Origin of the sequence: Pseudomonas sp. XK-1 (assembly GCF_038069885.1) — a bacterium.
Lineage (GTDB): Bacteria > Pseudomonadota > Gammaproteobacteria > Pseudomonadales > Pseudomonadaceae > Aquipseudomonas.
Map to the genome: position 1 here is coordinate 210,932 of NZ_JBBPES010000004.1, position 24,628 is coordinate 235,559.

Below are 24,628 nucleotides of genomic sequence, written 5' to 3' on the forward strand. Positions count from 1 at the left end.
AGAACATGCGTCGCGCCTTACTGTTCGCACTTGCACTGTTCAGCCTGCCGGCCCTGGCCGCCGGTGCGCTGAAGCCCTTCTCCGCCAGCTACACTGCCGACTGGAAGCAACTGCCCGTCAGCGGCACGGCCTCACGCAGCCTGGAGGCTATAGGCAACGACCAGTGGAAGCTCAGCTTCGAAGCCTCGATGCTGGTCGCCAGCCTTACCGAGCAAAGCACCCTGCGCTTCGAAAACTCTGCCCTGCTGCCTCAGTCCTACCTGTATGAACGCAGCGGCCTGGGCAAGGGCAAGAAAATCGAACACAGCTTCGACTGGAAGAGCAAGCAGGTCGTCGGCTCGGATCGCGGCAACCCCGTGCGCCTGCCGCTCAATCGCGGCCTGCTGGACAAGTCGTCCTACCAACTGGCCCTGCAGTACGACGTGGCTGCCGGCAAGCAGAGCATGAGCTACCAGGTGGTCGACGGCGACGAGGTGGAAACCTACGACTTCCGCGTCCTGGGCGAAGAAGTGGTGCGCACCAAGGCCGGCATGGTCGATGCAATCAAGGTCGAGCGCGTACGCGACCCGACCCAGACCACCCGCAAGACCGTGCTCTGGTTCGCCAAGGACTGGAACTACCTGCTGGTGCGCCTGCACCAGGTGGAAACCGACGGCAAGGAATACCAGATCATGCTTAAGGAAGGCACGGTCGATGGCAAGCCGGTCGAAGGCCGCCGCGACTGAGCACACGCCGGCTACAAAAAAACCGAGCCACTGGCTCGGTTTTTTTGCCTGGTGATGCGTGCTGGCAGTGTGTAGCCCGGATAAGCGTCAGCACAATCCGGGAACCCAATGGCTGTTTAAACGGCGTTCGCCATCACCACATCAGATCATCCGGCACCTGATAGGCCGCGTAAGGATCGTCGGCATCCGGCGCTTCGGTGGGGGTATTGAGCAGCACCACGCGCTGAGCGTCGCGCTCCTGAATCTTTAGCGCAGCCTCGCGTGGAATCACTTCGTAGCCGCCGCCGTGGCGCACGATGGCCAGCGAGCCGCTGCTGAGCTTGTCGCGCATCAGCTTGTTTACCGAGAGGCGCTTGACCTTCTTGTCGTCGACGAAGTTGTAGTAGTCCTCGGTGGTCAACTTGGGCAGGCGCGACACCTCGATCAGCTGCTTGATCTGCGCGGCACGGGCCTTCTGCTCGATCTTCTCCTGCTGCTGACGGTTGAGCTCCTGGTCACGGGCGGCCTTCTCGGCCATAGCCTGTTGAGCGGCGAGCTTCTGCGACTCATCCTTCTCGATATGGCCTTTCTGCTCCAGACGCTGCTTCTTCTGTTTTTCCTTGCTGACCTGCTTGGCCTGCTTTTCGTTGACCAGCCCGGCTTTAAGCAACTGATCGCGTAGTGAGAGAGCCATAACCTACCTTTCCAACAATCAATATTGGGTGGGCGTACCCACCAGAATCGTTACGCAGCATCCCGTCCGGGTGCTCAGCAACCCGGGGCCTGCTGCTTTTCCAGCTTCTTGGCTTCGCCCCAGAGCGCGTCCAGTTCATCCAGGGCGCAATCTTCCATGTTGCGCCCCGCTTCGCGCAATGCCTGCTCGATAAAACGAAAACGCCGCTCGAACTTGCCATTGGCGGCGCGCAGGGCGGTTTCCGGATCGACCTTGAGATGCCGCGCCAGGTTGCTGACCACAAACAGCAGGTCGCCTATTTCCTCGCTGATCGCCTCGGGGTCGTTCTCGCTCATGGCTTCGAGCACTTCATCCAGCTCTTCGCGCACCTTGTCGACCACCGGCAAAGCCTCGGGCCAGTCGAAACCAACCTGGGCGGCGCGCTTCTGCAGCTTGATTGCCCGGCTCAGGGATGGCAGCGCCGCGGGCACATCGTCGAGCAGTGAGAGTTGCTCGGGAGCTGCAGCCTTTTCGGCACGCTCCTCGGCCTTGATCTCTTCCCAGCGCTGTTTGACCGCGGCTTCTTCCAGCTTGGCCACATCCACTGCGCCATACAGATCGCCATCGGGGAACACATGGGGATGGCGGCGAATCAGCTTGGTGGTGATGCCATCGACCACCTGGGCAAACTCGAAGCGCCCTTCTTCCCGGGCCAGCTGGCTGTAATACACCACCTGAAACAGCAGATCGCCCAGCTCACCGGGCAGATGATCGAAGTCGCCGCGCTCGATGGCATCGGCCACCTCGTAGGCCTCTTCGAGGGTGTGCGGCACGATAGTCGCGTAGCTCTGCTTGAGGTCCCACGGGCAGCCGTGCTGCGGGTCGCGCAGCCGGGCCATCAGGTGCAGCAGGTCGTCGAGTTGGTACATGACAGATTCCGGTTAATACGCATCCGTAGGATGGGTTAGCGGCGCGGAAACTAATCTCGCAGCCATGATAAAACCAGCGCGCCGCGTACCCCATCGAACCAATGCAGCGCTAATACCGATGATGGGTTACGGCGCACCCGATCCACCACCCGTTATCGTAACTGTGGCATGCGCCTAACCCATCCTACGACGGCACCGCAGCAGCTCAGGAAACTCGGTGGCGGCGCGCCTCGATAATATTCGGCAGCTGCGAGATACGCCCCAGCAGCCGGCCCAATGCATCCAGCCCGGGAATCTCCACGGTGATCGACATGGACGCGGTGTTGTCGTCCTTGTTCGAGCGGGTGTTCACCGCCAGCACATTGAGTTTCTCGTTAAGCAGCACCTGGGTCACGTCACGCAGCAGGCCGGAACGGTCGTAGGCCTTGATGATGATTTCCACCGGGTAGGTCTGCACCGGCACGGGGCCCCAGTTGACCTGGATAATCCGCTCCGGCTCGCGACTGCCAAGCTGCAGCACCGAGGCGCAGTCCTGGCGGTGGATACTGACTCCACGCCCGAGGGTGATATAGCCGACGATCGGGTCGCCCGGCAGCGGCTGGCAGCAGCCCGCCATCTGCGTCAGCAGGTTGCCGACGCCCTGAATCTGGATATCGCCGCGCTTGCCTGGTTTGAAGCCCAGCGCCTTGCGCGGGATCAGCTCAAGCTGCTCGTTGACCCGGTCCGGCTCGACCAGTTGCTGGGCCAGGTTGACCAGTTGCGCTAGGCGCAGGTCGCCCGCGCCGAGGGAGGCGAACAGGTCCTCGCTGGTCTTCATATTGGCTTTTTCGGCCAGCTTGTCGAAGTCCACATGAGGCAGCGCCAGACGCGCCAGTTCGCGCTCCAGCTGGACCTTGCCGGCGGCGACGTTCTGGTCGCGGTCCTGCAGTTTGAACCAGTGGACGATCTTCGCCCGCGCCCGGCTGGTGGTGACGTAACCCAGGTTGGAGTTCAGCCAGTCGCGGCTCGGCGTACCGTGCTTGCTGGTGATGATCTCCACCTGCTCGCCGGTCTGCAGGCTGTAGTTGAGCGGTACGATCCGGCCGTTGATCTTCGCGCCACGGCAGTTGTGGCCGATTTCAGTGTGCACGCGGTAGGCAAAATCCAGCGGCGTCGCGCCCTTGGGCAGGTCGATGGCATGACCGTCCGGGGTGAACACATAGACCCGGTCCGGCTCGATATCCACCCGCAACTGCTCGGCCAGGCCGCCGATATCGCCCAGTTCCTCGTGCCATTCGAGCACCTGACGCAGCCAGGAAATCTTCTCTTCGTAATGGTTGGAACTGGCTTTGACGTCAGTGCCCTTGTAGCGCCAATGCGCGCATACGCCCAGCTCGGCTTCCTCGTGCATGGCCTGGGTGCGTATCTGCACTTCCAGCACCTTGCCTTCCGGGCCGAGCACGGCGGTATGCAGCGAGCGGTAGCCGTTTTCCTTGGGGTTGGCGATGTAGTCGTCGAACTCCTTGGGAATATGCCGCCAGAGGGTGTGCACGATACCGAGGGCGGTGTAGCAATCGCGCACTTCCGGAACCAGCACGCGCACCGCGCGTACGTCGTAGATCTGGCTGAACTGCAGGCCCTTGCGCTGCATCTTGCGCCAGATCGAGTAGATATGTTTGGCCCGGCCGCTGATATCGGCCTTGATCCCGGTGGCCTCCAGCTCCTCGCGCAGCTGGCCCATCACCTCGTTGATGTACTGCTCGCGGTCCATCCGCCGCTCGTGCAGCAACTTGGCGATCTGCTTGTACTGCTCCGGCTCCAGGTAACGGAAGGACAGGTCCTCCAGCTCCCACTTGATATGGCCGATACCCAGGCGGTGAGCCAGCGGCGCATAGATGTCGAATACTTCGCGGGCCACGCGCTGACGCTTCTCGTCATCGGCTTCTTTCACCGCTCGGATCGCGCAGGTGCGCTCGGCCAGTTTGATCAGCGCCACGCGCACATCATCGACCATGGCCACGAGCATCTTGCGCAGGTTTTCCACCTGCGCCTGGGAGCCGAGCACCAGGGAGTCGCGCGGGTTCATCGAAGCGCTGATCGCCGCCATGCGCAGCACGCCTTCCACCAGCTTGGCCACCACCGGGCCGAAACGCTGATGGACCAACGCCAAGGGCACCTTGCCTTCGCGCACGCAGCGGTAGATTACGGCTGCGACCAGGGAGTCCTGATCGAGCTTGAGGTCCGCCAGGATTTCGGCGATTTCCAGACCGGAGCGGAAGCTCGACGCACCCTCGGTCCACAGATTCTGTGCAGCATTGGCCTGCTGCTCGGCCTCGCGGGCAAACTCGCAGGCCTCACGCAAGGCCTCGCGATCCAGTGCCGGATCGACACTCAGTACATGCCCGAGCCAGGCCTCGAGGTTGATGCTGCCGTCGTCGTTGATCGGCTGATGCGCTCTAACCTGAACCATCTTGCTTACCTTCCATAGGCTGCTCCGCGGGGCAGCCAGACTGTCGACGGCCCTTACGGGCGAGTCGGTTTAACCACCTAAGGCGCAATTCCTTCGCGCCCCTGCAGCACCTAGATAAGGGCGGGCGCGGATAAATCCAAGCACCCTGCCGCCTGATCCAGGCGCGTTCATCTAGCAGACCGCTGAAAACTACCTGCGTTGGCAATACTGCGTTAAAAACGGCCTCGGAATGCTCATTTACAGCTCGTAAACTCCGCTTCCTCGGCCGTTTTTGCCTTGTCTTGCCTGCCTCGCCTACGTTTTCAACGACCTGCTACTGCCGGACAAACAGCGCCATCGCTTCGACGTGCGCGGTTTGCGGAAACATATCGAGGATACCGGCGCGTTCCAGCCGATAGCCTTGCGCCAGCAACTCGGCGCTGTCGCGGGCCAGGGTCGTCGGGTTGCACGACACATACAGCACCCGCTTGACGCCCAACGCTGTCATTTGCCTGACCGCCTGCAACGCGCCATCGCGCGGCGGGTCCAGCAGCACGGCGGCAAAACCGCCCTGAGCCCAGGCTGCGCCGGCCAGCGGGTTGGACAGGTCGGCCTGGAAAAAGTGCGCATTGCCCAGGCCATTGCTGGCGGCATTCTCGGCGGCGCGCGCAACCATGGTCTGCACGCCCTCCACCGCCACCAGTTCACTCACCCGCTGGGCCAGGGGCAAGGCGAAGTTGCCCAGGCCGCAGAACAGATCCAGCACCCGCTCATCGGCCTGCGGCGCGAGCCAGTCCAGGGCCTGGGCAACCATGGCGTCATTCACCGGCTGGTTGACCTGAACAAAGTCGCCGGGCCGGTAAGCCAGGTCGAGATCAAAAGCTTCCAGGCGATAACTCAGCTGCTGCGCTGGCTCAAACGGCTGCGGCTCGGCGCTGCCGTGCAACCATAACTGCGCCTTCTGCTCAGTGCAGAACGCCTGCAAACGGACCAGATCCGCCTCACTCAATGCAGCGGTATGCCGTATCAGCACAGCACTAGAGCTGCCGCTGAACAACTCGACATGACCAATGGCCTGGGGTTTATCCAACTCACGCAACACCAGCGGTAACGCGCGCAGGATCGGTTGCAAGGGCTGTACCAGCACCGGGCAATCGCTGATGGCGATGATGTCCTGGCTCGCCGCTGCGCGAAAACCAACATCCAGGCGCTTGGCCTTGTTGTCCCAGCGCACGGCGATGCGCGCGCGACGGCGATAGCCCAGCTCCGGGCCAACCAGCGGCGCGGCCCACTCATGCGGTTCAAGATTGGCCAGGCGGCTGAGCTGCTCGGCAAGCATGCGCTGTTTCAGGGCAAGCTGATCGGCATGAGGCATGTGTTGCAGGCTGCAGCCGCCACAGACCTTGGCATGGGCGCAGGCCTCGCTGCGGCGCTCGGTACTGGCCGTGAGAATCCGCTCGACCCGCGCCTCGACCACCTTGCCATGGGCACCCAGCACCCGCGCCTCGATCTGCTCGCCGGCCAGCGCACCGCTGACAAACCAGGTACGCCCCTCGCTGAACGCGATGCCACGACCATCATTGGCCAGGCGCTCGATGGTGAGTTTCTGCTTCTTGCCCACCGGCACCTGGGGCGCACGGGAACCGCCGCTGGGTTGAAAGCGCAGACCGCCGTCTTTCTTGGCCATCAGTTGCTCGGTGCGTCGTAAACGCCACTGGACAGATAACGGTCGCCACGGTCGCAGATGATCGCCACCATCACCGCGTTCTCGACTTCCTGGGACAGGCGCAGCATGGCCGCCACCGAACCACCGGAGGACACCCCGCAGAAGATGCCTTCTTCACGGGCCAGGCGGCGCATCACCTCTTCGGCTTCCTGCTGGCCCATGTCGATGATGCGATCAACCCGCTCGGCCTGATAGATTTTCGGCAGGTACTCCTGGGGCCAACGGCGGATGCCGGGAATCGCCGCGCCTTCCATCGGCTGCAGACCGACGATCTGCACCTCGGGATTCTGTTCCTTCAAGAAACGCGACACGCCCATGATGGTGCCGGTGGTGCCCATGGAGCTGATGAAGTGGGTGATTTCACCGCCGGTCTGCTGCCAGATTTCCGGGCCGGTGCCGCGGTAATGGGCCTCCGGGTTGTCGTAGTTGGCGAACTGGTCGAGCACCTTGCCTTTACCATCGGCCTGCATCTGCAGGGCCAGGTCGCGGGCCTCCTCCATACCGCCAACCAGGATCAGCTCGGCACCATAGGCGCTCATCGCCGCCTTGCGTTCGGCGGTGGAGTTGTCCGGCATGATCAGGATCATCCGGTAGCCCTTGATCGCTGCCGCCATGGCCAGGGCGATACCGGTATTGCCGGATGTGGCCTCGATCAACACGTCGCCGGGGTGGATATCGCCGCGCAACTCGGCGCGATTGATCATCGACAGCGCCGGGCGGTCCTTTACCGAACCCGCCGGATTATTGCCTTCCAGCTTCAGCAGCAGGGTATTGCTGGTGTTACCCGGCAGGCGCTGCAGGCGCACCAGCGGGGTGTTGCCGATGCAATCGGCGATAGTGGGGTATTGCGGGCTCATGGCGAACGTGGCGATCCATAGGCAAAGAAGGCACCCATGATAACGGCAAACCGACGACAGCCATAACGGCAGTCGCACCCACGGCCTCAGACCGAAGGCAAATGCAGATGGATGCGTAAACCCGGATGAGCGTTTTCGGCGTATATACGCCCACTCTGCCCGTCGATGGCGCTGCGCGCGATACTCAGCCCCAGACCAAAGCCCCCATCACCTGGCCGGGCTCCGTTGAGGCGGGTAAAGGGTAGAAATATCTGCGCCAGCTGCTGCGGCGGCACGCCCGGCCCCTGGTCATCCAGCCACAGGTGCCACTCGCTCCCCTGCGCCTTCCCGCAGAGGCGGATCAGCCCGGCCTCGGGCGAATAGCGGATGGCATTGCGCAGGATGTTCTCCAGCGCCCGCGCCAGGGCATTGAGGTTGCAGGATAGATGACAGTCCGGCGCGACGGCATACACCAGGCGCTCGGGTTCCCAGCCACTTTCGAAGCAGGCGCGCTCGCAGAGCATGTCCCAGAGCGCCTCCAGATCCACCGGTTCGGCGGCCAAGCGAGGGCGTTCGGTATCCAGCCAGGCCAGTTCCAGCGTATCGCCGACCAGCCGCTGCATCAGCTGCACCTCATGCATCACCCGCTGCGTCAGGCTTTGGCCTTGCAGCCCGCCCTCGGCGGCGACCCGCAAACGGCTGAGCGGGGTGCGCAGCTCGTGGGACAGGTCGCGCAGCAACTGGCGCTGCAACTCCACCGTGCCCTGCAGACGCTCGGCCATATGGTCGAAGGCGCGGCCCAGCTCGCCGAGCTCGTCCTGTCGCCGCGCCACCGCACCGGCCCGTGCCGACAAGTCATCGCAATGCAGCGCGTTGGCCTGCTCGCGCAAACGCACCAGCGGGGCAATCAATACCCGGTAAAGCCCGATACAGAACAGCAAGGCCAGCATCCCCGGCAACAACGCGCGGGTTAGCCATAACAGGGGCTGACGGTACTCCCAGGGGCGAAAACGTTCCGGCAGCTGAATAACCAGATGCCCGCCAGCGTTGGCAAAGGGAATATCTATATAAGGCAGTTCGGCCGAGCGGCGGCTCATCGGCCAGTCCAGCTGGCGCATAAAGGTCAGACGTTCACGCTGCGTCTGGGTCAGCGCCTGACTCCCAAGCGGCTGCAGCTCAGCGTCCAGCAGCAGCGCAGCGCTCGCTTCACGTTCACGCAGACGCTGCAGAAAGTCATCGGCGGCAGCTGCGCCACCCTCCAGCCAGGCCTGCTCGGCCGCATCGGCATAAGCCTGCAGTTGCTGCTTGGCCGGTTTGGACAGGTAGGAGGTGTGCAGCTCGACCCGCTGGCTCCAGAACCAGCTGAGGGAAATCAGCAGCAGGGTGAAGGTGACCAGCAACGCCGCCAGTTTCCAGAACATTGAATGCCGGCCAGGCAGCGCCACCTCAGCAATCCTGCCCGCTGAGCAGGTAACCCTTGCCCCACACGGTTTCCAGACGCAGACCAGTGTCGCCCAGGGCCTGCAATTTGCGGCGGATATGGCTGACGTGCATATCCAGACTGCGGTCATGCACCGCATAGGCACGATGCAATGCCTGCTGATAAAGGAACGCCTTGCTCAGCACCTCGTCCAGGTTGCGCGCCAGCAGCTCCAGCACGCGATACTCCGCGGGCGTCAGCCCGGCCCAACGGCCCGTCAGGTTTATGTCCATACGCGGCTCATCGAAGAACAGCCCGCCTCTCTGCGGTAGCACCGTCAGTTCGCGGCGCTCATAAGCCACCCGGCGCAGCACCGCCGCGACACGCACGTTCAGCTCATCCATGCTGAACGGCTTGGGCAGGTAGTCATCGGCACCCTGACTGAAACCGCTGATCCGATCCTGCTCGCCGCCCAGTGCCGACATCAGGATAACCGGCACGCCGCGACGTTCCCGCAGGCGCTGCAAGGCTTCCAGGCCGCCGATGCCGGGCAGCAGAATATCCAGTAGCACTAGGTCGAAATCGCCGTCGGTCGCCAGGTGCAGCCCTTCACGGCCATCGCCTCTGAGGGTGACGCAGTAACCACTGCCCTGCAGGTGCTGCTGCAAATGACTGGCCAGCAGAGGATCATCTTCGACCGCAAGAATCCGCGCGGCGGGACGGTTACCAGTGAGCACGAGAAAACCACCGAGACAAATGAGAATAATTCTACCTACTAACTGCACCGCACTCACCTACAGATTCTCGCCGGCCGAATCGCTACACTGCCCACACATCACCCAAGGAGGCAGCGCGTGTTAAAGGATCTAGGCATCAAAGGCCGTGTGCTTATGCTCACCCTGTTGCCCACCAGCCTGCTGGCACTGGTGCTGGGTGGCTATTTCACCTGGGTGCAACTGTCCGCCCTGCAGGCCCAGTTGCTGCAGCGCGGACAGATGATCACCGAACAGCTCGCGCCCCTCGCCGCCCCCGCTTTGCAGGCCGGCGACAGCATCCTGCTGCAGCGCATCGCCACCCAGGCGCTGGAGCAGCCGGACGTACGGGCAGTGAGCTTTCTCGCCAGCGAACGCACGACCCTGGCTCACGCTGGCCCGCGCATGCTCAACAGCGTGCCCAGTGGCGAAAGCCTGCTTGCCGCGCAGCACAGCAGCCAGGACGCCACGCGCTTTCTCCTGCCGGTATTCGAACAGCACCTGAGCCTGACCGGCGAAGCCGTCGGCGAAAACGGCAACAACCTGCTGGGCTGGGTCGAGCTTGAGCTGTCACACCACAGCACCCTGCTCAGCGGCTACCGCAGCCTGCTGGCCAGCCTGCTGCTGATTGCCACCGGCCTGGCGGTGACCGCCCTGCTGGCGGTGCGCATGAGCCGCACCATCAACGACCCGCTGCGGCAGATAAAACAAAGCGTCGCCCAGCTCAAGGACGGCCACCTGCAAACCCGCCTGCCGCCGCTGGGCAGTCACGAGCTGGACGAGCTGGCCTCGGGCATCAACCGCATGGCCGAATCCCTGCAGAACGCCCAGGACGAATTGCAGCAGAGCGTCGACCAGGCCACCGAGGACGTGCGGCAGAACCTGGAAACCATCGAAATCCAGAACATCGAGCTGGATCTGGCGCGCAAGGAGGCCCTGGAGGCCAGCCGAATCAAGTCCGAGTTCCTGGCCAATATGAGCCACGAAATTCGCACCCCGCTCAACGGCATCCTCGGCTTTACCAACCTGCTGCAGAAAAGCGAGCTGACCCCACGCCAGCAGGACTACCTGGGCACCATCGAGAAATCCGCCGACAACCTGCTGGCGATCATCAACGAGATCCTCGACTTCTCCAAGATCGAAGCCGGCAAGCTGGTGCTGGAAAATATCCCCTTCAACCTGCGCGACCTGCTCCAGGACACCCTGACCATCCTCGCCCCCGCCGCCCACGAAAAGCAGCTGGAGCTGCTCAGCCTGGTCTACCGTGACACCCCGCTGTCGCTGATTGGCGATCCGCTGCGCCTCAAGCAGGTGCTGACCAACCTGGTCAGCAACGCCATCAAGTTCACCCGCGAAGGCAGCATCATCCTGCGCGCCATGCTCGAGGACGAAACCCCCGACCGCGCGCAGCTGCGCATCAGCGTGCAGGACACTGGCATCGGCCTGTCCGACGAGGACCTGGGCGAACTGTTCCAGGCCTTTAGTCAGGCCGACAACTCGCTGTCGCGCCAGGCCGGCGGCACCGGGTTGGGCCTGGTGATCTCCAAGCGTCTGATCGAACAGATGGGCGGCGAGATCGGCGTCGACAGCACCCCCGACGAAGGCTCGGAATTCTGGATCAGCCTGAGCCTGCCCAAGGCCCGCGACGATGCCGAAGACCTGCCGCGCGCGCCGCTGCTGGGTCGCCGCGCCGCACTGCTGGAGAGCCACGAACTGGCCCGCCAGGCCCTGCAGCACCAGCTGGAAGATTGCGGCCTTCAGGTCAGCGCCTTCGACAGCCTCGACAGCCTTTTCGCCGCCGTTATCGCCGCGCGCCACAACGGACAACCGATCGAACTTGCGGTGCTCGGTGTCAGCACCCAGGCCTTGCCGCCGGAGCGGCTCGGCCAGTACATCTGGGACCTGGATCGCGTCGACTGCAAGGCCCTGGTGCTCTGCCCCACCACCGAACAGGCGCTGTACCACAGCCTGTTGCCCAACGCCTACAGCCAGCTGCAGGCCAAACCGGCCTGCACGCGCAAGCTGCAGCGCGCCCTGGCAGAGCTGATCAGCCCCCGGCATACCCGCAGCGAACCGCAGAACACTGCCCCCAGCCGCCCGCCACTGATCCTCTGCGTCGACGACAACCCGGCCAACCTGCTGCTGGTGCACACCCTGCTGGAAGACATGGGTGCCACCGTCAGTACCGCCAGCAGCGGTTACGAGGCCCTGGAAAAAGCCAAGCAGCAGGTCTTCGACCTGATCTTTATGGATGTGCAGATGCCCGGCATGGACGGCCGCCAGGCCACCGAAGCGATCCGCCAGGTGGAAAGCGAGCGCGGCCAGAACCCGGTGCCCATCGTCGCCCTTACCGCCCATGCCCTGGCCAACGAGAAACGCGCCCTGCTGCAAAGCGGCCTGGACGACTACCTGACCAAACCCATCAGCGAACGCCAGCTGGCCCAGGTGGTGCTCAAGTGGACCGGCCTGGCATTGCGCAATCAGGCCGTCGAACAGCCGAACGAAAGCGGTCCGCGCTACGACCTCAGCGTCCTGGATGCCGCCGAGGGCCTGCGCCTGGCCGCCGGCAAACCCGACCTGGCCGCCGATATGCTGAACATGCTGCTGGCCGGCTTGCCGACGGACCGTCAGGCCATTCGCCAGGCGCGCCAGGCTGGCGAGCGCATTGCCCTGATCGAGCGCGTGCATCGCCTGCACGGGGCCACCCGCTACTGTGGCGTACCGCAATTGCGCGCCGCCTGCCAGCGCAGCGAAACCCTGCTGAAACAGAATGACCCGGCAGCCAATCAGGCCCTCGACGAACTCGACGCCGCCATCGAGCGCCTGGCCAGTGAAGCCAGCGTCAGCGCCTGACCCATAACCACCGGAAACCGCCATGCGCATGATTCTGTTCAGCAGCAAAAGCTACGACCAGCAGAGCTTTCTGGCCGCCAAGCTGCCCGACGACTGGCAAGTGAGCTTTCAGGAGGCGCGCCTCAACCTGGCCAGCGCCGACCTGGCCGCCGGCTGTGAGGTGGTCTGCGCCTTTATCAATGACGACCTCAGCGCACCTGTGCTCAGGCGTCTGGCCGCCGGTGGCACGCGCCTGATCGCCCTGCGCTCGGCCGGCTACAACCATATCGACCTGCCCGTCGCCGAGCAGCTCGGCCTCTGCGTCGTAAGGGTCCCGGCCTACTCGCCCCATGCCGTGGCCGAACATGCCCTGGCCCTGATCCTGACCCTCAACCGCCGCACCCACCGCGCCTTCAACCGCACCCGCGAGGGCGACTTCTCACTGCACGGCCTGACCGGTTTCGACCTGCACGGCAAGAGCGTTGGCATCATCGGTGCCGGGCAGATCGGCCTGACCTTCGCGCGGATCATGGCCGGCTTCGGTTGCCAGTTACTGATCAACGACCCGCGCCCCGTCGCCAACCTGGCAGGCCTCGGCGCGCGCCAGGTCGAACTCGACGAGTTGATCGAGCGCAGCGATATCATCAGCCTGCACTGCCCGCTCAACGCCGCCACTCACCACCTGATCAATGCGCCGCGCCTGCAGCAGATGAAAGCCGGGGTGATGCTGATCAACACCGGGCGCGGCGCACTGATCGACACACCGGCGCTGATTGGCGCGCTGAAAAGCGGTCAGCTGGGCTATCTCGGCCTGGATGTCTATGAAGAGGAAGCCGAGCTGTTCTACGAAGACCATTCCGACCTGCCGCTGCAGGATGATGTGCTGGCACGGCTGCTGAGTTTCCCCAATGTCCTGATCACCGCACACCAGGCCTTTCTGACCCACGAAGCCCTGGCCGCGATTGCCACCACCACCCGCGACAATATCGCCGCCTGGCTGGCCGGCACGCCGATCAATCTGGTGCACGCCTCTGCGTGATAGCATTTGCGCCCAGGTCTGTTGACGCTTCGTCGCGGCCACGAACGAAACGTCAACAGCCCCTTCCGGAGGACCCATGGCCGAACACGACTTTCGCTACAACCTGCTCAACCCCGAACACACCCTGATTGAATGCCGCGCACTGGCACCCGGTCGCTATCAGGTCACCGGCAACGGCGGCTCGATCCAGAGCGGCGACGTTCTACTGGTCACCCTCAAGGGCAGCCGCGAGCTGTCCATGCGCCTGCAGGCCGACAAGGTCCGCCACCTGATCAACCCCCGCGGCCAGTGGGTGGCAGTGGCCAGCGGCCCGGTCTTCGGTGAACTGGCGATCTTCAACTGGCAGGTCAAGTGCGACGCCTGCCAGGCGCAACTGGATTTCGAATTCGCCGTGGATGCGGCCCTCGGCAAGAAAGCCCAGGCACCGGCCGCCGAAGCGCGCATCAATGAACTCGGCTGGCGCAAACAGAACAACCGGCACCTGTGCCCGCAATGCATCGACAAGGAGGTTGCATGAAACACCTACTCGCTGCCGGCCTGCTGGCCGCCGGTCTGATCGGCTGCGCCGCTACAGCGCCGCAGCTGGAAACTGAACACAGCTACAAGGTGGAATGGATCGGCGAACGTCCGCTGATCGACCGCAGCCACCTGACCATCACCCTCGGCGACGACGGCCGCGCCTATGGCAACGCCGGCTGCAACCACTGGTTCGCCGGTTACCAGCTCGATGGCGACACGCTCAGTTTCAGCGCCGCCGGCAGCACCCGCAAGATGTGCGCAGAGGCGCTGATGGAGCAGGAAGCGCGTTTTCTCGACAGCCTGAGCAAGGTCCAGCGCTGGGACCTCAACAGTATCGGTCAGCTGCAACTGTGGCCGGCCAACGGCAAGCCGATCCGGCTGTGGCCTGAAGACAACTAAGCCCCGTCCATACCTAGGGTGCGCCGCGTGCTCCACAGAGGGCTCGCCACACCAGGCCTCAAGGTGGACAAGCCTGCCCCTAAGGCGCGAACAGCTCCAGCTGCTCATGGCGGCCGCGCAGATCCTGCAGGCGCACCCCTACCCCGAGCAGCCGCACCGGTTTGTTGCCCCGGGCAAAGGCCGCACTTATCAGCAGCTGGTAACTGTGCAGATCGCGCCGGGCCCCGGCCTGCTCCAGGGTGGTCTGGCTGAAGTCGTGAAACTTGATCTTGACGAAGGGCTTGTCCGGCCGATAACTCTGGTCCAGCCGCGCCATGCGTCGGTCCAGCTCGGCGAGCAGCTGCGGTAGCTGCTCAAGGCACGTGGGTAGATCCGGCAGATCCTTGTCGTAGGTGTTTTCCACGCTCACGCTCTGCCGGCGACTGTCGGTCTGCACCGCACGCTCGTCGATGCCCCGCGCCAACCCCCACAAGCGCTCGCCAAAACTGCCGAATTCCCTGACCAGGGCCAGCTTGTTCCACTCGCGCAGGTCGCTGCAGGTGCGAATCCCCAGGCGCGCGAGCTTGTCCGCAGTGACCTTGCCGACGCCATGCAGCTTGCTGACGGGCAAGGCGGCGACAAAATCCTCGATCTGATCCGGGGTGATCACAAACAGGCCGTTGGGCTTTTTCCAGTCACTGGCGATCTTCGCCAGGAACTTGTTCGGGGCCACCCCGGCCGAGACGGTGATATGCAGGTCCTGGGACACCCGCCGGCGGATATCCTGGGCGATACGCGTGGCGCTGCCGGCAAAATGCGGGCTGCCCGTTACATCCAGGTAGGCCTCATCCAGCGACAGCGGCTCGATCAGCTCGGTGTATTCGCGAAAGATCGCCTGGATCTCCCGCGATACCGCCTTGTAGGCATCCATCCGCGGCTTGACGATCAATAGATCCGGGCAAAGCTTCAGGGCCTGCCCGGACGCCATGGCCGAACGCACGCCATAGGCGCGCGCCTCATAGTTGCAGGTGGCAATCACCCCACGCCTGTCCGCCGAGCCGCCCACCGCCAGCGGCTTGCCAGCCAGGGCGGGATCGTCACGCATCTCGATGGCGGCATAGAAGCAGTCGCAATCGACATGAATGATCTTCCGGCTCGTCATGGTACGCAGGCGTGCCCTACTGCTCGGCCGAACTGGCCGGTGCGGCAGGTTCTACGGTGGCGGAGCCGGCCTCGTCCTTAGTGATATAGGACTGGATGATCAGAATGACGATCAACATAAAGGCCGCCAACGGCAGCAGTTTCATCTTCGCCGCCAGGGCAGCGCCGCAGCTCGGACAGGTTGTTGCCTCATCGGTTACCTGTGCACCACAGGCTTTGCATTCACTACTCATGGGCTTGCTCCATAAAATGGCTCGGGACTCTAGCCCAACAACGCTCACAGGGGCTATGCCGAATATGGACTGCAATACAGTTTAAAGACGCCCGCCCAGGCAGGCGAGCGGTCCCAGGCGATAAGCACCGCTCACCTCGCCTGCATTTTTACCTGTCCCGCTGCTAAGCATCTGAATAAAAAACACTTTGCTTGCCCGTCAGGTTGACAGCCTGATTTTTGCCGCTACAATGGCGACCGCGGGATGGAGCAGTCTGGTAGCTCGTCGGGCTCATAACCCGAAGGTCGTCGGTTCAAATCCGGCTCCCGCAACCAGATACCCAGAAAGGCCACTCAATCGAGTGGCCTTTTCTGTTTCTGCGCCTTGATCATTTAAGTTATTGATTAAAAAGCAACAATCGATTGACAGAAGAGCATTTCTGTATAGAATGGTCGGCGCGGGATGGAGCAGTCTGGTAGCTCGTCGGGCTCATAACCCGAAGGTCGTCGGTTCAAATCCGGCTCCCGCAACCAGATACTCAGAAAAGGCCACTCAATCGAGTGGCCTTTTTTGCTTTAGCCCTCCTGCAAAACTTAAGCGATTGATTAAAAACAACTATTTTGTTGACAGCCATCGAATTCTATATAGAATGGCCGGCGCGGGATGGAGCAGTCTGGTAGCTCGTCGGGCTCATAACCCGAAGGTCGTCGGTTCAAATCCGGCTCCCGCAACCAGATACTCAGAAAGGCCACTCAATCGAGTGGCCTTTTTGTTTTCCGCCCTTCTGGTTTCCAGGCGCGAACATCGTTTCCGCTCAGCAAAGCTTAAGTTTCAGGTGCCTATGCTTGCGCTGTTTAAACCAACGGAGCCGCACCACCATGTCCTGGAAAAACACCGACACGCGTTATGGCAGTCTATCGATCATCCTGCACTGGCTGATGCTGGTGCTGATCGCAGGCGTGTATGCCTGTATCGAACTCAAAGGCAACTTCCCCAAAGGCAGCGACATCCGCGAGCTGCTTAAACAGTGGCACTTTATGCTCGGCCTGGCGGTATTCGCGCTGGTCTGGCTGCGCCTGCTGGCGCGCTTCGTCGCCCCGACACCGAAGATCAAGCCCGCCCTGCCCGCCTGGCAAAACCTGCCCGCGCAGATCATGCACCTGGCGCTCTACGCCCTGATGATCGGCGCGCCACTGGCCGGATGGCTGATCCTCAGCGCGGCCGGCAAGCCTATCCCCTTCTTTGGCCTCGAACTGCCGGCACTGGTCGAAAAAGACCCCAATCTCGCCAGCACCATAAAAGAATGGCACGAATGGGCCGGGGTCGCGGGCTACTGGCTGATCGGCCTGCATGCAGCCGCCGGCCTGCTCCATCACTTTGTAAGCCGCGACAACACCTTGCAGCGCATGCTGCCGCGCCGGGGCTGACCACCGACGTCACACGCTGCACGGCCTGCGGCGTGTGACAGGCTACGGATACGGATGGCGCAAGGTAATAGCACACATGGAGGCGCTCGCAGCAGGCGAGCGTCTTTTCACAGCCCCCGCAAGTGCTGGCCAATCCGGCAATCCGCCGCTAGAATTGCGCACTTTTTGATCAGAGGCGCAGCCAGCGCCCGGCATCCATCCGTACACGCCCGAGGTTACCCCCATGTCCACCCCCGCCACGCCAAAAGTCGGCTTCGTCAGCCTCGGTTGACCCTACGACTTAAAAAATATACCGGACGAACCCACTCCAACCTGTGCAGGGACCCCCTCTCCGATTATGACACCCTAACCCTACGAAATAGGCTGCCGCGGCCTTCAACCAAATACCGGCCGAGCAATGGCACGCTGGCTGGCGTTTTGCTACCCTCCGCTCGCTACGGGTAGCGCCAAGGATTATCTGGCCGAATACTCATCCGAGCCTTCCACTCCAAGGACTCTGGTTTTACTGACCATAATGGTTAATACTCATTCCAAACAGCCTGTTTTCGACCTTGATGCCATTCGAAAAGCAGCCAAGCGAAATGAAAGCTTCATGATGACCCGTCGAGCTAGAAATCAAGCCGAGGACCTCGACCATGGAAGCGAAGCTGTGCGAGCAGTGGTCATAGCTTTGACACCGGACGAGTTTCACCATGTGTGGGTGCTTCGAGATGAAAGGAAACGGGTAAAGCTGGATGCCAATGGCCACGTAATTCAGTACGACGTTTACACTCCAACAATCACCGCACCCAATGGAGATAGATGTAAGATTTATTTAAAGTTAAAACTTACATCACAAAACCAGATAATCGTAACAGTGGAATCGTTTCACCTACCAGAGCGTGAATTATGAAATGCCCAATCTGTGAAAGCAAAGGAACGCTTCGTGAGAAAGTCTCCATCGTTAAGGTCAGACCTATCCCAGATATCCATATAGATGTACAACTTTCATTTCTACATTGCTCATATTGTAATGAAGAAATTGAAACACCTAAACTTCTGCAAGCGAATGATGAAACCATTCGCAGAACCAAAATTTTATGGCTAGCGAAACATGCAGATGATCCAAACGTTTTCCCAACGCTTCTTAAGCTATTAAGAAACAGCTTAGGTGTTTCCCAAAAACGCTTTTCTGAAGCGATTGGAGCAACAGGAAACACGATTTCAAAATATGAGCAAGGGGAAATATCCCCATCTTCGATTGCAAAGAAACTAATAATTCTTATTGCACACCAACCCTCTATATTTCAAACATTAATTGAAATCAATGACGCACTTTTAACACCTAACAATGATTCAGCTTACTGCTTTTCTTACTCACCGCTGCTAACCACGCCAAGCTGGCATAGAACACCATCGTCACTTGAAGTTGCGATAGTGGGTGAGGCTCACAATTACATATCTAACTTCTTAGAAATTAACGGCCCAATTCACAACATAGGGTTGGATCCAAGAGCAGTTGCCTGCGAAGGTCTATCCATAGACTCGCTTACCAACGTCACGATTGTAGCTCTGAATGAAGGGCCCACAGCACTTGCTGCCACTCCACTCCCGCTGGACATACTCGATTTACCTGTAAACATTTACCCTGGCTTCCTCCAATATGCGGCGCGTACTTAAATGTTAGCTAAAGCACCTAAGAAAATCGCCATTTTAATCTGCGACGACATCCGGGCCGAAGCCGGAGGCAAGATTACAATCTCAGGCGTATACTCTAACGGAGTTTACTTCAACAACGACACACCTGATAACAAACTATACACACCCCAATTTGCCATTTATGGTTTATTTGAATCACCAGATACAGACTTCAGACTGTCCATAAACATAAAATCCCCTTCAGGTGAAATTTTAGTCAAAGGGCCAGATCAGGATATAAAAGTTTACAACAACATCCCCATCACTACCGGCCTTAAATTTTCGGGAATTACCTTTAAAGAGATCGGAACCCATACTGTTGAGTTCGTGTTTGACGGGGAGAAAAAAATCACCTACAAATTTGAGGTTGGCTTATTGCCGCCTAAACTAGAAAAGAATGAATTGTAGTGCATGCCTATTACCTAGCCACTCCGAAATCGATTGCTTCATATACTTATCAAACACAAACAGCCCCGCCTTCCTTTGCGGGGCTTTTTCTTAACAAATCATCACTCCAACTTTTCAATTTTCTCCTTCGCAATTTGATGCAATTGGCGAAGCTGTAGTATTTTACTAGCTGATCAATTTTATATATCCATTATCATGCAAATCACCGAAATGCAATTATCCCTCCAAAATCTTCTAGGCCATTACTTACAAGACACAACCCACAGCTGATCCCACCTGGTGGTATAGCTCGGGCTCATCATCTCGCGTTTCATCCCCCAGTCCGGTGCCACCGGCACCCTGCCCGGGCGTAATGTGCCGCGCCCCCACTTGGCGTTGATCTGATCGAGCACGCCCATCACCTGCTCTGCTACCACCGGCTGGGTCTCGGCAAACATATCGTCGGTGAACTCGCCGCGCTGGCGCAGATCGAGCAGCAGGATCTCGGCCTTGGCGTAGGCGAAGCCGTCCCTGAACAGATGATCAAGCCCGGCCACGGCAGCGCGGGTAATCAGCCGGGTATCGTCGGTCGGGTATGGCAGCTCGCAAATGATGCCCTTCGAATACTTCACCTCGTCCGGGTTGAACATGCCGGTACGGATGCTGATGCGCACCCGCTTGGTTAGAGACTGCTGCGCGCGTAGCTTCTCGCAGGCCCTGGCGGCATACGTGGCCACCGCCTCACGGATTGGCTCGATCTCACGTAACCGCTTGCCGAACGCGCGGCTGCAGCAGATTTCCTGCTTCGGCGGGGCCACTTCTTCTAACGCCAGGCAGGGAGTACCACGCAACTCGCGGGCAGTTTTCTCGATCACCACGCTGAACTTCGCGCGCAGGGTCCAGGGGTCGGCCTGGGATAACTCCCAGGCCGTTTTGATATTCATGCCCAGCAGATGAGCGGTCATGCGCCGGCCAACGCCCCACACATCCTCGACCGGCACCACCTTCAGCAGCTTGTCGCGTCGCTCAGGGTCGCGGATATCAACCACTCCGCCCGTCTGACGCTGCCACTTCTTAGCGGCGTGGTTCGCTAGCTTGGCCAATGTCTTGGTTGTGGCGATACCAACCCCGGTGGGTATGCCAGTGCGCTGCAGCACCTGGGCACGGATATCCCGGCCGAGCGCTTCGATGGAGCCAGGTATGCCAGTCAGGTCGGCAAACGCCTCATCAATGCTGTACACCTCCAGGGCCGGCACCATGCTTTCAATCACAGTCATCACGCGCTCGCTGATGTCGCCATACAACGCGTAGTTGCTCGAGAACGCCACGATGCCCCGGCGGCCAACGTCATTCTTAATCTCAAACCAGGGCGCGCCCATCTTCACGTAGGGCTTGGCATCGGCCGAGCGCGCAATCACGCAGCCGTCATTGTTGCTCAGCACAACAATCGGGGTGCGCCGCAGGTCCGGCCGAAACACCCGCTCGCAACTGGCATAGAAGCTGTTGCAGTCGATAAGCGCGACGATGTGCTCAGGCATGGCAGCGGTGCCGACGAATGCTGGCAGTCACCACACCCCAAATAACTAGCTCATCACCCTCCATGACAAAACGCGCCCGGTACTTGGCATTCTCCGAGCACAGCACATACTGGTTACCCTGGCGGGTAAGGCGTTTTACGAAGGTTTCTCCGTTCAGCTCGGCAATGACGATATCGCCTGGCTGCGGCGGTATGGCCTTGCTCACCACCAGGATGTCGTCTTCGAAGATTCCCGCGCCGATCATGCTGTCGCCGATTACGCGCACCAGGTAGGTATGAGGCGCATCGATATCCAACAGCTCATCAAGGGATAGCTTTTGCTCAAGATGGTCCTGTGCAGGGCTTGGGAACCCCGCAGGAATGCGGAAGGAAAAAAAGGGCAGCTCGAGTGTCGAGCCGCCCAGGGGGCCAATAATGGTTGCGGAGGCCATGTGATGCTGTCCAGATTATGATAACTGTATATAAACACAGTATTCGTGAATTGGACGATGGTCAATCGAGAGCGACTGGAGGATGTATGTGCGGACGCTTTGTGCAGGCAGCGGCACCTGGGGCTTACGTGAAACCACTCAGCCTGCAAGGCGAGCTGTTCGGAGAGGTAACCGATACCCCGATCGAGCGCTACAACGTCGCGCCCAGCACTGGTGTATGGGTGCTGACGAGTGAGGATGGCGGTGTCAGATCGCAGGCACTGCGCTGGGGATGGGAGCCGCACTGGGCAAAAGGCGGGAAGCCTCCGGCGATCAACGCCAGGGCGGAAACACTATGGACCAGCAAGTTCTGGGCGGCGGCCAGACACCATCGGCTGATAGTGCCTGCCGATGGCTGGTATGAATGGGTCGCAGCTGAAGGAAAGCAGCCGTACTACATCCATGCCGCCGACAAAACGCCGCTGTACCTTGCAGCTATCGGGCTGTTCCCCACTCAGACCCGAGCCCAGCAGGATGACGACGGCTTCGCCATCGTGACCGGGGCCGCAGACGCCGGCTTGCTGGACATCCACGACCGCCGCCCACTGGTTCTGCAGCCAGCTGGTGTCGCCGAGTGGCTAGACAACGCCACCCCTGCAGAACGCATTGAAGAGATCGTAGCGAGAGCAGGCCTAACAGCGGAGGCATTCAGCTGGTACCGAGTAGGCAAGGCGGTAGGGAACGTAAAGAACCAGGGCCATTCCCTTATTGCTGCTGCAGACTGAACAGCATCACGCCCCGGGCACGGCCACCACACCAGAAGCCAGATTGCAGGCACAAAAAAAGGCCCGGCACCGCAGGCAATGCCTACAGCGCCGGGCCTTTTGGTTTGGCTCTAGAGCTGCCAAACCTCCGCAGCCTTTTCAAACCCCACCCACTTGCCATCCCGATCCAAGCCGCGGCCAGCCATCAGCTGCGCTGCAATCGCTTGGGTGTCCACCTCGCCTTTCGCCATGGCGTTCAGCAGTTCGGTGGGCAGGGGTTGGAGGTGCTCGAGCAGGTTCATGGCCGTTTCCTTTGTGGTTTCCGTTGGCACCAGTAACGCTCTGGTGCCGAGGCATAGCAAGCGAATCAGACGCCATCAAACAGGCCTCCCAGTGATGCCGGCTCCCAGTTCATGATCACCAGCTCGCCCGTAGTTTCAGCCACGCCCTGGCGCTGGTTTGTGCAGCTGTAGCGGATATCGAGCTGCTCCATATGGAAGCCGGCGAACGCCCGGCGGATGTCGGGGTGGTCGTTGATGCTGACCATCACCTTGCCTTTGCAGCGCCGCATAAAGTCGGCCATGCGCTCATAGTTCTCATAGGGAAAGTCGACGCCGTAGCCCGCTGTCTGCCAGTACGGCGGGTCCATGTAGTGAAAGGTGTGGGCGCGGTCATAGCGCTCGGCGCACTCCAGCCACGGCAGATTCTCAACATACACACCGGCCAGGCGCTGCCAGGCAGCGGACAGGTTCTCCTCGATGCGCATGATGTTGGGGGCCGGCCCGGTGGTGGCGGTACCGAACGTCTGCCCTGACACCTTGCCACCGAAGGCGTGGTGCTGCAGGTAGAAGAACCGCGCAGCGCGCTGGATGTCGGTCAGGGTTTCCGCTCGGGTGATCTTCTGCCACTCGAAAAGCTGCCGGCTGGATAGCGCCCACTTGAACTGCCGCACGAACTCCTCGACGTGGTTCTGCACCACCCGGTACAGCGACACCAGGTCGCCGTTGATATCGTTAAGCACTTCCACGGGCGCTGGCTGGGGACGCAAGAAGAACAGAGCAGCGCCGCCGGCAAACACTTCGACGTAGCATTCGTGCGGAGGGAACAGCGGGATAAGACGGTCGGCCAGGCGGCGCTTGCCGCCCATCCAGGGGATGATGGGACTGGTCATAGAATGCAAACCTTTACTGTATAAATAAACAGGTGCTAGGCTCCACCCCGCTTCGTGCACGGAGTGAGGAGCCTTGGCTTGGCTTGCAGGAGTAGCTGCGGGTCAAGCGGCCGGCCTGGGTGCTGGAACACACGGGCCGGTCGCTTCTCTTTTTTTGCGGGCAGCCGTACATGCACAAACGCAGCACGGTTGCAGGTGAAAACTCGGATGTGAGTGCGGGGTAAAGGCAGCGCCTAACCTGAAATTACTTCTTCCCTCAGGATCAGTATGTCCTTCGGAGCGTCCAGGCCGATGCGCACATTTCGTTCACCGATTTCAAGCACGTCGATGTAGATACCGCCTGAACGTAGCTGCTCAAGCAGTGCGGCGTCGTCGGCACCGTCACGGATGCTTAGCTGGAGCCTTTCACCACGCTGGCGGGTGAGTACGAGGTAAGCCATAACAAGTCCCTTTCGTGGCCTATGGTTGCCGGGCAAGCATAGAACAAATTGCCTAAGGCGCGAGAAGCTCCACCTGCACCTCCTGCTGGCCGATGCACTTGCGAACCTGCAGCGCGCAACTCAGCAGAGCGCCTTCGGTTTCGTCCAGCGCCTGCCGCCAGTGGTCATTCACCAGCAGCTGCGCGCGGGCCGGGAGGATGCACGGCACCAGGTTGCACGGTTGGTGGCGCGACGTAGGCGGCGGGGTCGGTGGTTTCGGGGCGGGCGTAGAGCAAGCCGAGGCCAGCAGGCACAGGCTGAGCCAGATAGTCAGTGATCGCTTTGTCATTGCGTTTCAGCTCCTCAAGGGCGCGATTGTGGGCGGATGCGTTGCGCTGAATCGTTTGGCCGAGTTGCTGCATGCTCAGCTCGACCGCCGCCATCCGTTCGAACTGGCCTTGCTGCGCCTCCAGCACGCGCGCCTGCAGGGCTGTCAGATCCCGCTCGCGGTCGAGATCCTGCTCGACCCGGTCGGCACGCTGGGTTTGCAGCTCGATGCGCGGGCTGGCCACCCACCAGGTGGCACCGGCCGAGCCGGCCACCAACGCAGCCAGCAGGCCGAACACCAGCCACATGCGCAGGGGTGCGGGAATCAGATCGAGCAGGCTCATGCCAGCACCCCACCAGCTGCCAGGTAGTGCGCCAACAGCTCATCGAGCTTGTGCTCGTGCTGCCCATACCCCGCCCCAGGCAGACTGGCCCAGATGTTTCGGCACTTGGCGATGGCCTCATGAATGCGGCCGGCATGGATATCGGGAAGCGCCCGCCGCTCGCGGATCTGCTGCAGGGCGATCAGATCCTGGCTGGCGGGGCTGAAATCCTGTAGCCCGAGCTGCCGCTTGTAGGCATCAAAGTAGCGAGACAGCAGCTGATAGCGGCCGGCGGCCGTGGACTTGATGCCTAGCCGTGGCAACGGGATCAGCTTGCGTGGATGGTCGACGTAGCCGGTGAACAGGCCGCCACCCACAATCACGTCATAACCCTGATCGTGGGTCGACTGGCCGGGACGGTCGGTGCCCTCGCTCCAGGCGAGCATATCCAGAAAGGCGAGCACGTTCGTGCCGCCCGCTTGGGCAGCTGAGATTCGAGGCATTGGATAATCTCCGAGCAAAAAGAAGCCCGCGCGCGGCGGGCTGGATACTAGATGTAGTGGCAGTGACTGGCTGG

26 protein-coding genes, 3 tRNA genes and 1 pseudogene are annotated in these 24,628 nt (G+C 61.1%); 13 read left to right on the forward strand and 17 right to left on the reverse strand.

Features of this window, described 5'->3' with window-relative positions; translation table 11 throughout:
* Nucleotides 1-5 precede the first annotated feature (5 nt).
* Nucleotides 6-725, forward strand: coding sequence for a DUF3108 domain-containing protein (locus WMW70_RS12015; protein WP_341437738.1), 720 nt, complete (start codon nucleotides 6-8; stop codon nucleotides 723-725).
* Between the two features lie 133 nt (nucleotides 726-858).
* On the opposite strand, the gene WMW70_RS12020 is transcribed toward WMW70_RS12015, so the two are convergent.
* The 7 genes from WMW70_RS12020 to WMW70_RS12050 form a co-directional block, all read right to left on the reverse strand.
* Nucleotides 859-1,398 (reverse strand): DUF2058 domain-containing protein, encoded by a 540-nt coding sequence (locus WMW70_RS12020; protein ID WP_341437739.1) that lies wholly within the window; start codon nucleotides 1,396-1,398, stop codon nucleotides 859-861.
* 74 nt (nucleotides 1,399-1,472) lie between these two features.
* Nucleotides 1,473-2,306, reverse strand: coding sequence for a nucleoside triphosphate pyrophosphohydrolase (mazG, locus tag WMW70_RS12025; protein WP_341437740.1), 834 nt, complete (start codon nucleotides 2,304-2,306; stop codon nucleotides 1,473-1,475).
* A 205-nt stretch (nucleotides 2,307-2,511) separates the two neighbouring features.
* Entirely contained in the window at nucleotides 2,512-4,755 is a 2,244-nt protein-coding gene (relA, locus tag WMW70_RS12030) for a GTP diphosphokinase (RefSeq protein WP_341437741.1), read from the reverse strand.
* A gap of 313 nt (nucleotides 4,756-5,068) precedes the next feature.
* A complete protein-coding gene (gene rlmD, locus WMW70_RS12035) occupies nucleotides 5,069-6,421 on the reverse strand; it encodes a 23S rRNA (uracil(1939)-C(5))-methyltransferase RlmD (protein ID WP_341437742.1) in 1,353 nt (450 codons plus the stop codon).
* The gene (cysM, locus tag WMW70_RS12040; protein WP_341437744.1) at nucleotides 6,421-7,317 is read right to left on the reverse strand and encodes a cysteine synthase CysM; all 897 of its coding nucleotides are present in this window, start codon (nucleotides 7,315-7,317) and stop codon (nucleotides 6,421-6,423) included. Before cysM ends, rlmD begins: the two co-directional genes overlap by 1 nt.
* A gap of 86 nt (nucleotides 7,318-7,403) precedes the next feature.
* Nucleotides 7,404-8,717, reverse strand: coding sequence for a sensor histidine kinase (locus WMW70_RS12045; RefSeq protein ID WP_341437746.1), 1,314 nt, complete (start codon nucleotides 8,715-8,717; stop codon nucleotides 7,404-7,406).
* Between the two features lie 25 nt (nucleotides 8,718-8,742).
* On the reverse strand, nucleotides 8,743-9,453 hold the full coding sequence (locus WMW70_RS12050) for a response regulator transcription factor (protein ID WP_341437747.1): 711 nt from the start codon (nucleotides 9,451-9,453) through the stop codon (nucleotides 8,743-8,745).
* 117 nt (nucleotides 9,454-9,570) lie between these two features.
* On the opposite strand from WMW70_RS12050, the gene WMW70_RS12055 reads away from it, so the two are divergent.
* The 4 genes from WMW70_RS12055 to WMW70_RS12070 all read left to right on the forward strand — a co-directional run bounded on the left by WMW70_RS12055 (nucleotide 9,571) and on the right by WMW70_RS12070 (nucleotide 14,257).
* Nucleotides 9,571-12,321: a response regulator gene (locus WMW70_RS12055; RefSeq protein WP_341437748.1), complete on the forward strand. Its 2,751-nt coding sequence runs from the start codon at nucleotides 9,571-9,573 to the stop codon at nucleotides 12,319-12,321.
* Between the two features lie 22 nt (nucleotides 12,322-12,343).
* Nucleotides 12,344-13,339: a 2-hydroxyacid dehydrogenase gene (locus WMW70_RS12060; protein ID WP_341437749.1), complete on the forward strand. Its 996-nt coding sequence runs from the start codon at nucleotides 12,344-12,346 to the stop codon at nucleotides 13,337-13,339.
* 76 nt (nucleotides 13,340-13,415) lie between these two features.
* Nucleotides 13,416-13,856, forward strand: coding sequence for a hypothetical protein (locus WMW70_RS12065; RefSeq protein WP_341437750.1), 441 nt, complete (start codon nucleotides 13,416-13,418; stop codon nucleotides 13,854-13,856).
* The gene (locus WMW70_RS12070) at nucleotides 13,853-14,257 is read left to right on the forward strand and encodes an META domain-containing protein (RefSeq protein WP_341437751.1); all 405 of its coding nucleotides are present in this window, start codon (nucleotides 13,853-13,855) and stop codon (nucleotides 14,255-14,257) included. Before WMW70_RS12065 ends, WMW70_RS12070 begins: the two co-directional genes overlap by 4 nt.
* A 79-nt stretch (nucleotides 14,258-14,336) precedes the next feature.
* On the opposite strand, the gene dinB is transcribed toward WMW70_RS12070, so the two are convergent.
* Both dinB and WMW70_RS12080 read right to left on the reverse strand, forming a co-directional pair.
* Entirely contained in the window at nucleotides 14,337-15,398 is a 1,062-nt protein-coding gene (dinB, locus tag WMW70_RS12075) for a DNA polymerase IV (RefSeq protein ID WP_341437752.1), read from the reverse strand.
* 16 nt (nucleotides 15,399-15,414) lie between these two features.
* On the reverse strand, nucleotides 15,415-15,630 hold the full coding sequence (locus tag WMW70_RS12080) for a zinc ribbon domain-containing protein (protein WP_341437753.1): 216 nt from the start codon (nucleotides 15,628-15,630) through the stop codon (nucleotides 15,415-15,417).
* Nucleotides 15,631-15,867: 237 nt separating this feature from the next.
* On the opposite strand from WMW70_RS12080, the gene WMW70_RS12085 reads away from it, so the two are divergent.
* From WMW70_RS12085 to WMW70_RS12115, 7 genes are all read left to right on the forward strand, one after another.
* Nucleotides 15,868-15,944, forward strand: a tRNA-Met gene (locus tag WMW70_RS12085).
* Nucleotides 15,945-16,065: 121 nt separating this feature from the next.
* Nucleotides 16,066-16,142: transfer RNA gene (locus WMW70_RS12090), tRNA-Met, on the forward strand.
* A gap of 124 nt (nucleotides 16,143-16,266) precedes the next feature.
* Nucleotides 16,267-16,343, forward strand: a tRNA-Met gene (locus tag WMW70_RS12095).
* Between the two features lie 144 nt (nucleotides 16,344-16,487).
* The gene (locus tag WMW70_RS12100; protein ID WP_341437754.1) at nucleotides 16,488-17,036 is read left to right on the forward strand and encodes a cytochrome b; all 549 of its coding nucleotides are present in this window, start codon (nucleotides 16,488-16,490) and stop codon (nucleotides 17,034-17,036) included.
* Between the two features lie 397 nt (nucleotides 17,037-17,433).
* The gene (locus tag WMW70_RS12105) at nucleotides 17,434-17,928 is read left to right on the forward strand and encodes a type II toxin-antitoxin system MqsR family toxin (protein ID WP_341437755.1); all 495 of its coding nucleotides are present in this window, start codon (nucleotides 17,434-17,436) and stop codon (nucleotides 17,926-17,928) included.
* Nucleotides 17,925-18,695 (forward strand): type II TA system antitoxin MqsA family protein, encoded by a 771-nt coding sequence (locus tag WMW70_RS12110; protein ID WP_341437756.1) that lies wholly within the window; start codon nucleotides 17,925-17,927, stop codon nucleotides 18,693-18,695. The genes WMW70_RS12105 and WMW70_RS12110 overlap by 4 nt, the downstream gene beginning before the upstream one ends.
* Nucleotides 18,696-19,121, forward strand: coding sequence for a DUF6941 family protein (locus WMW70_RS12115; RefSeq protein ID WP_341437757.1), 426 nt, complete (start codon nucleotides 18,696-18,698; stop codon nucleotides 19,119-19,121).
* Between the two features lie 242 nt (nucleotides 19,122-19,363).
* Here WMW70_RS12115 and umuC read toward each other — a convergent pair whose 3' ends face one another.
* The gene (gene umuC, locus WMW70_RS12120) at nucleotides 19,364-20,638 is read right to left on the reverse strand and encodes a translesion error-prone DNA polymerase V subunit UmuC (RefSeq protein WP_341437758.1); all 1,275 of its coding nucleotides are present in this window, start codon (nucleotides 20,636-20,638) and stop codon (nucleotides 19,364-19,366) included.
* Nucleotides 20,631-21,068, reverse strand: a complete 438-nt coding sequence (locus tag WMW70_RS12125; protein ID WP_341437759.1) for a LexA family protein — start codon at nucleotides 21,066-21,068, stop codon at nucleotides 20,631-20,633. Before WMW70_RS12125 ends, umuC begins: the two co-directional genes overlap by 8 nt.
* An 86-nt stretch (nucleotides 21,069-21,154) precedes the next feature.
* Here WMW70_RS12125 and WMW70_RS12130 point away from each other — a divergent pair, with 86 nt between their 5' ends.
* Entirely contained in the window at nucleotides 21,155-21,832 is a 678-nt protein-coding gene (locus WMW70_RS12130) for an SOS response-associated peptidase (protein ID WP_341437760.1), read from the forward strand.
* A 110-nt stretch (nucleotides 21,833-21,942) separates the two neighbouring features.
* On the opposite strand, the gene WMW70_RS12135 is transcribed toward WMW70_RS12130, so the two are convergent.
* The 6 genes and pseudogenes from WMW70_RS12135 to WMW70_RS12160 all read right to left on the reverse strand — a co-directional run bounded on the left by WMW70_RS12135 (nucleotide 21,943) and on the right by WMW70_RS12160 (nucleotide 24,554).
* Nucleotides 21,943-22,113, reverse strand: coding sequence for a hypothetical protein (locus WMW70_RS12135; RefSeq protein ID WP_341437761.1), 171 nt, complete (start codon nucleotides 22,111-22,113; stop codon nucleotides 21,943-21,945).
* A 65-nt stretch (nucleotides 22,114-22,178) separates the two neighbouring features.
* Nucleotides 22,179-22,982, reverse strand: coding sequence for a DNA adenine methylase (locus tag WMW70_RS12140; protein WP_341437762.1), 804 nt, complete (start codon nucleotides 22,980-22,982; stop codon nucleotides 22,179-22,181).
* Nucleotides 22,983-23,215: 233 nt separating this feature from the next.
* Nucleotides 23,216-23,422 (reverse strand): carbon storage regulator, encoded by a 207-nt coding sequence (locus tag WMW70_RS12145; protein ID WP_341437763.1) that lies wholly within the window; start codon nucleotides 23,420-23,422, stop codon nucleotides 23,216-23,218.
* Between the two features lie 52 nt (nucleotides 23,423-23,474).
* A pseudogene (locus WMW70_RS12150) lies at nucleotides 23,475-23,663 on the reverse strand (hypothetical protein); the annotation flags it as partial.
* Nucleotides 23,587-24,072, reverse strand: a complete 486-nt coding sequence (locus tag WMW70_RS12155; protein ID WP_341437764.1) for a hypothetical protein — start codon at nucleotides 24,070-24,072, stop codon at nucleotides 23,587-23,589. The gene WMW70_RS12155 and the pseudogene WMW70_RS12150, both read right to left, overlap by 77 nt.
* Nucleotides 24,069-24,554 carry a glycoside hydrolase family 24 protein gene (locus WMW70_RS12160; protein ID WP_341437765.1) on the reverse strand — a complete coding sequence of 162 codons (486 nt, stop codon included), beginning with the start codon at nucleotides 24,552-24,554 and terminating at the stop codon, nucleotides 24,069-24,071. Before WMW70_RS12160 ends, WMW70_RS12155 begins: the two co-directional genes overlap by 4 nt.
* Nucleotides 24,555-24,628 lie beyond the last annotated feature (74 nt).

Coding starts and splice junctions, on each gene's coding strand:
- WMW70_RS12140 (WP_341437762.1), bottom strand. CDS start 22,982: ATGACCAGTCCCATCATCCCCTGGATGGGCGGCAAGCGCCGCCTGGCC.
- WMW70_RS12125 (WP_341437759.1), bottom strand. CDS start 21,068: ATGGCCTCCGCAACCATTATTGGCCCCCTGGGCGGCTCGACACTCGAG.
- WMW70_RS12060 (WP_341437749.1), top strand. CDS start 12,344: ATGCGCATGATTCTGTTCAGCAGCAAAAGCTACGACCAGCAGAGCTTT.
- WMW70_RS12020 (WP_341437739.1), bottom strand. CDS start 1,398: ATGGCTCTCTCACTACGCGATCAGTTGCTTAAAGCCGGGCTGGTCAAC.
- cysM (WP_341437744.1), bottom strand. CDS start 7,317: ATGAGCCCGCAATACCCCACTATCGCCGATTGCATCGGCAACACCCCG.
- WMW70_RS12155 (WP_341437764.1), bottom strand. CDS start 24,072: ATGAGCCTGCTCGATCTGATTCCCGCACCCCTGCGCATGTGGCTGGTG.
- WMW70_RS12070 (WP_341437751.1), top strand. CDS start 13,853: ATGAAACACCTACTCGCTGCCGGCCTGCTGGCCGCCGGTCTGATCGGC.
- WMW70_RS12080 (WP_341437753.1), bottom strand. CDS start 15,630: ATGAGTAGTGAATGCAAAGCCTGTGGTGCACAGGTAACCGATGAGGCA.
- relA (WP_341437741.1), bottom strand. CDS start 4,755: ATGGTTCAGGTTAGAGCGCATCAGCCGATCAACGACGACGGCAGCATC.
- WMW70_RS12110 (WP_341437756.1), top strand. CDS start 17,925: ATGAAATGCCCAATCTGTGAAAGCAAAGGAACGCTTCGTGAGAAAGTC.
- WMW70_RS12100 (WP_341437754.1), top strand. CDS start 16,488: ATGTCCTGGAAAAACACCGACACGCGTTATGGCAGTCTATCGATCATC.
- WMW70_RS12045 (WP_341437746.1), bottom strand. CDS start 8,717: ATGTTCTGGAAACTGGCGGCGTTGCTGGTCACCTTCACCCTGCTGCTG.
- rlmD (WP_341437742.1), bottom strand. CDS start 6,421: ATGGCCAAGAAAGACGGCGGTCTGCGCTTTCAACCCAGCGGCGGTTCC.
- WMW70_RS12135 (WP_341437761.1), bottom strand. CDS start 22,113: ATGAACCTGCTCGAGCACCTCCAACCCCTGCCCACCGAACTGCTGAAC.
- WMW70_RS12115 (WP_341437757.1), top strand. CDS start 18,696: ATGTTAGCTAAAGCACCTAAGAAAATCGCCATTTTAATCTGCGACGAC.
- WMW70_RS12130 (WP_341437760.1), top strand. CDS start 21,155: ATGTGCGGACGCTTTGTGCAGGCAGCGGCACCTGGGGCTTACGTGAAA.
- WMW70_RS12105 (WP_341437755.1), top strand. CDS start 17,434: ATGGCACGCTGGCTGGCGTTTTGCTACCCTCCGCTCGCTACGGGTAGC.
- WMW70_RS12015 (WP_341437738.1), top strand. CDS start 6: ATGCGTCGCGCCTTACTGTTCGCACTTGCACTGTTCAGCCTGCCGGCC.
- WMW70_RS12065 (WP_341437750.1), top strand. CDS start 13,416: ATGGCCGAACACGACTTTCGCTACAACCTGCTCAACCCCGAACACACC.
- WMW70_RS12160 (WP_341437765.1), bottom strand. CDS start 24,554: ATGCCTCGAATCTCAGCTGCCCAAGCGGGCGGCACGAACGTGCTCGCC.
- dinB (WP_341437752.1), bottom strand. CDS start 15,398: ATGACGAGCCGGAAGATCATTCATGTCGATTGCGACTGCTTCTATGCC.
- umuC (WP_341437758.1), bottom strand. CDS start 20,638: ATGCCTGAGCACATCGTCGCGCTTATCGACTGCAACAGCTTCTATGCC.
- WMW70_RS12145 (WP_341437763.1), bottom strand. CDS start 23,422: ATGGCTTACCTCGTACTCACCCGCCAGCGTGGTGAAAGGCTCCAGCTA.
- mazG (WP_341437740.1), bottom strand. CDS start 2,306: ATGTACCAACTCGACGACCTGCTGCACCTGATGGCCCGGCTGCGCGAC.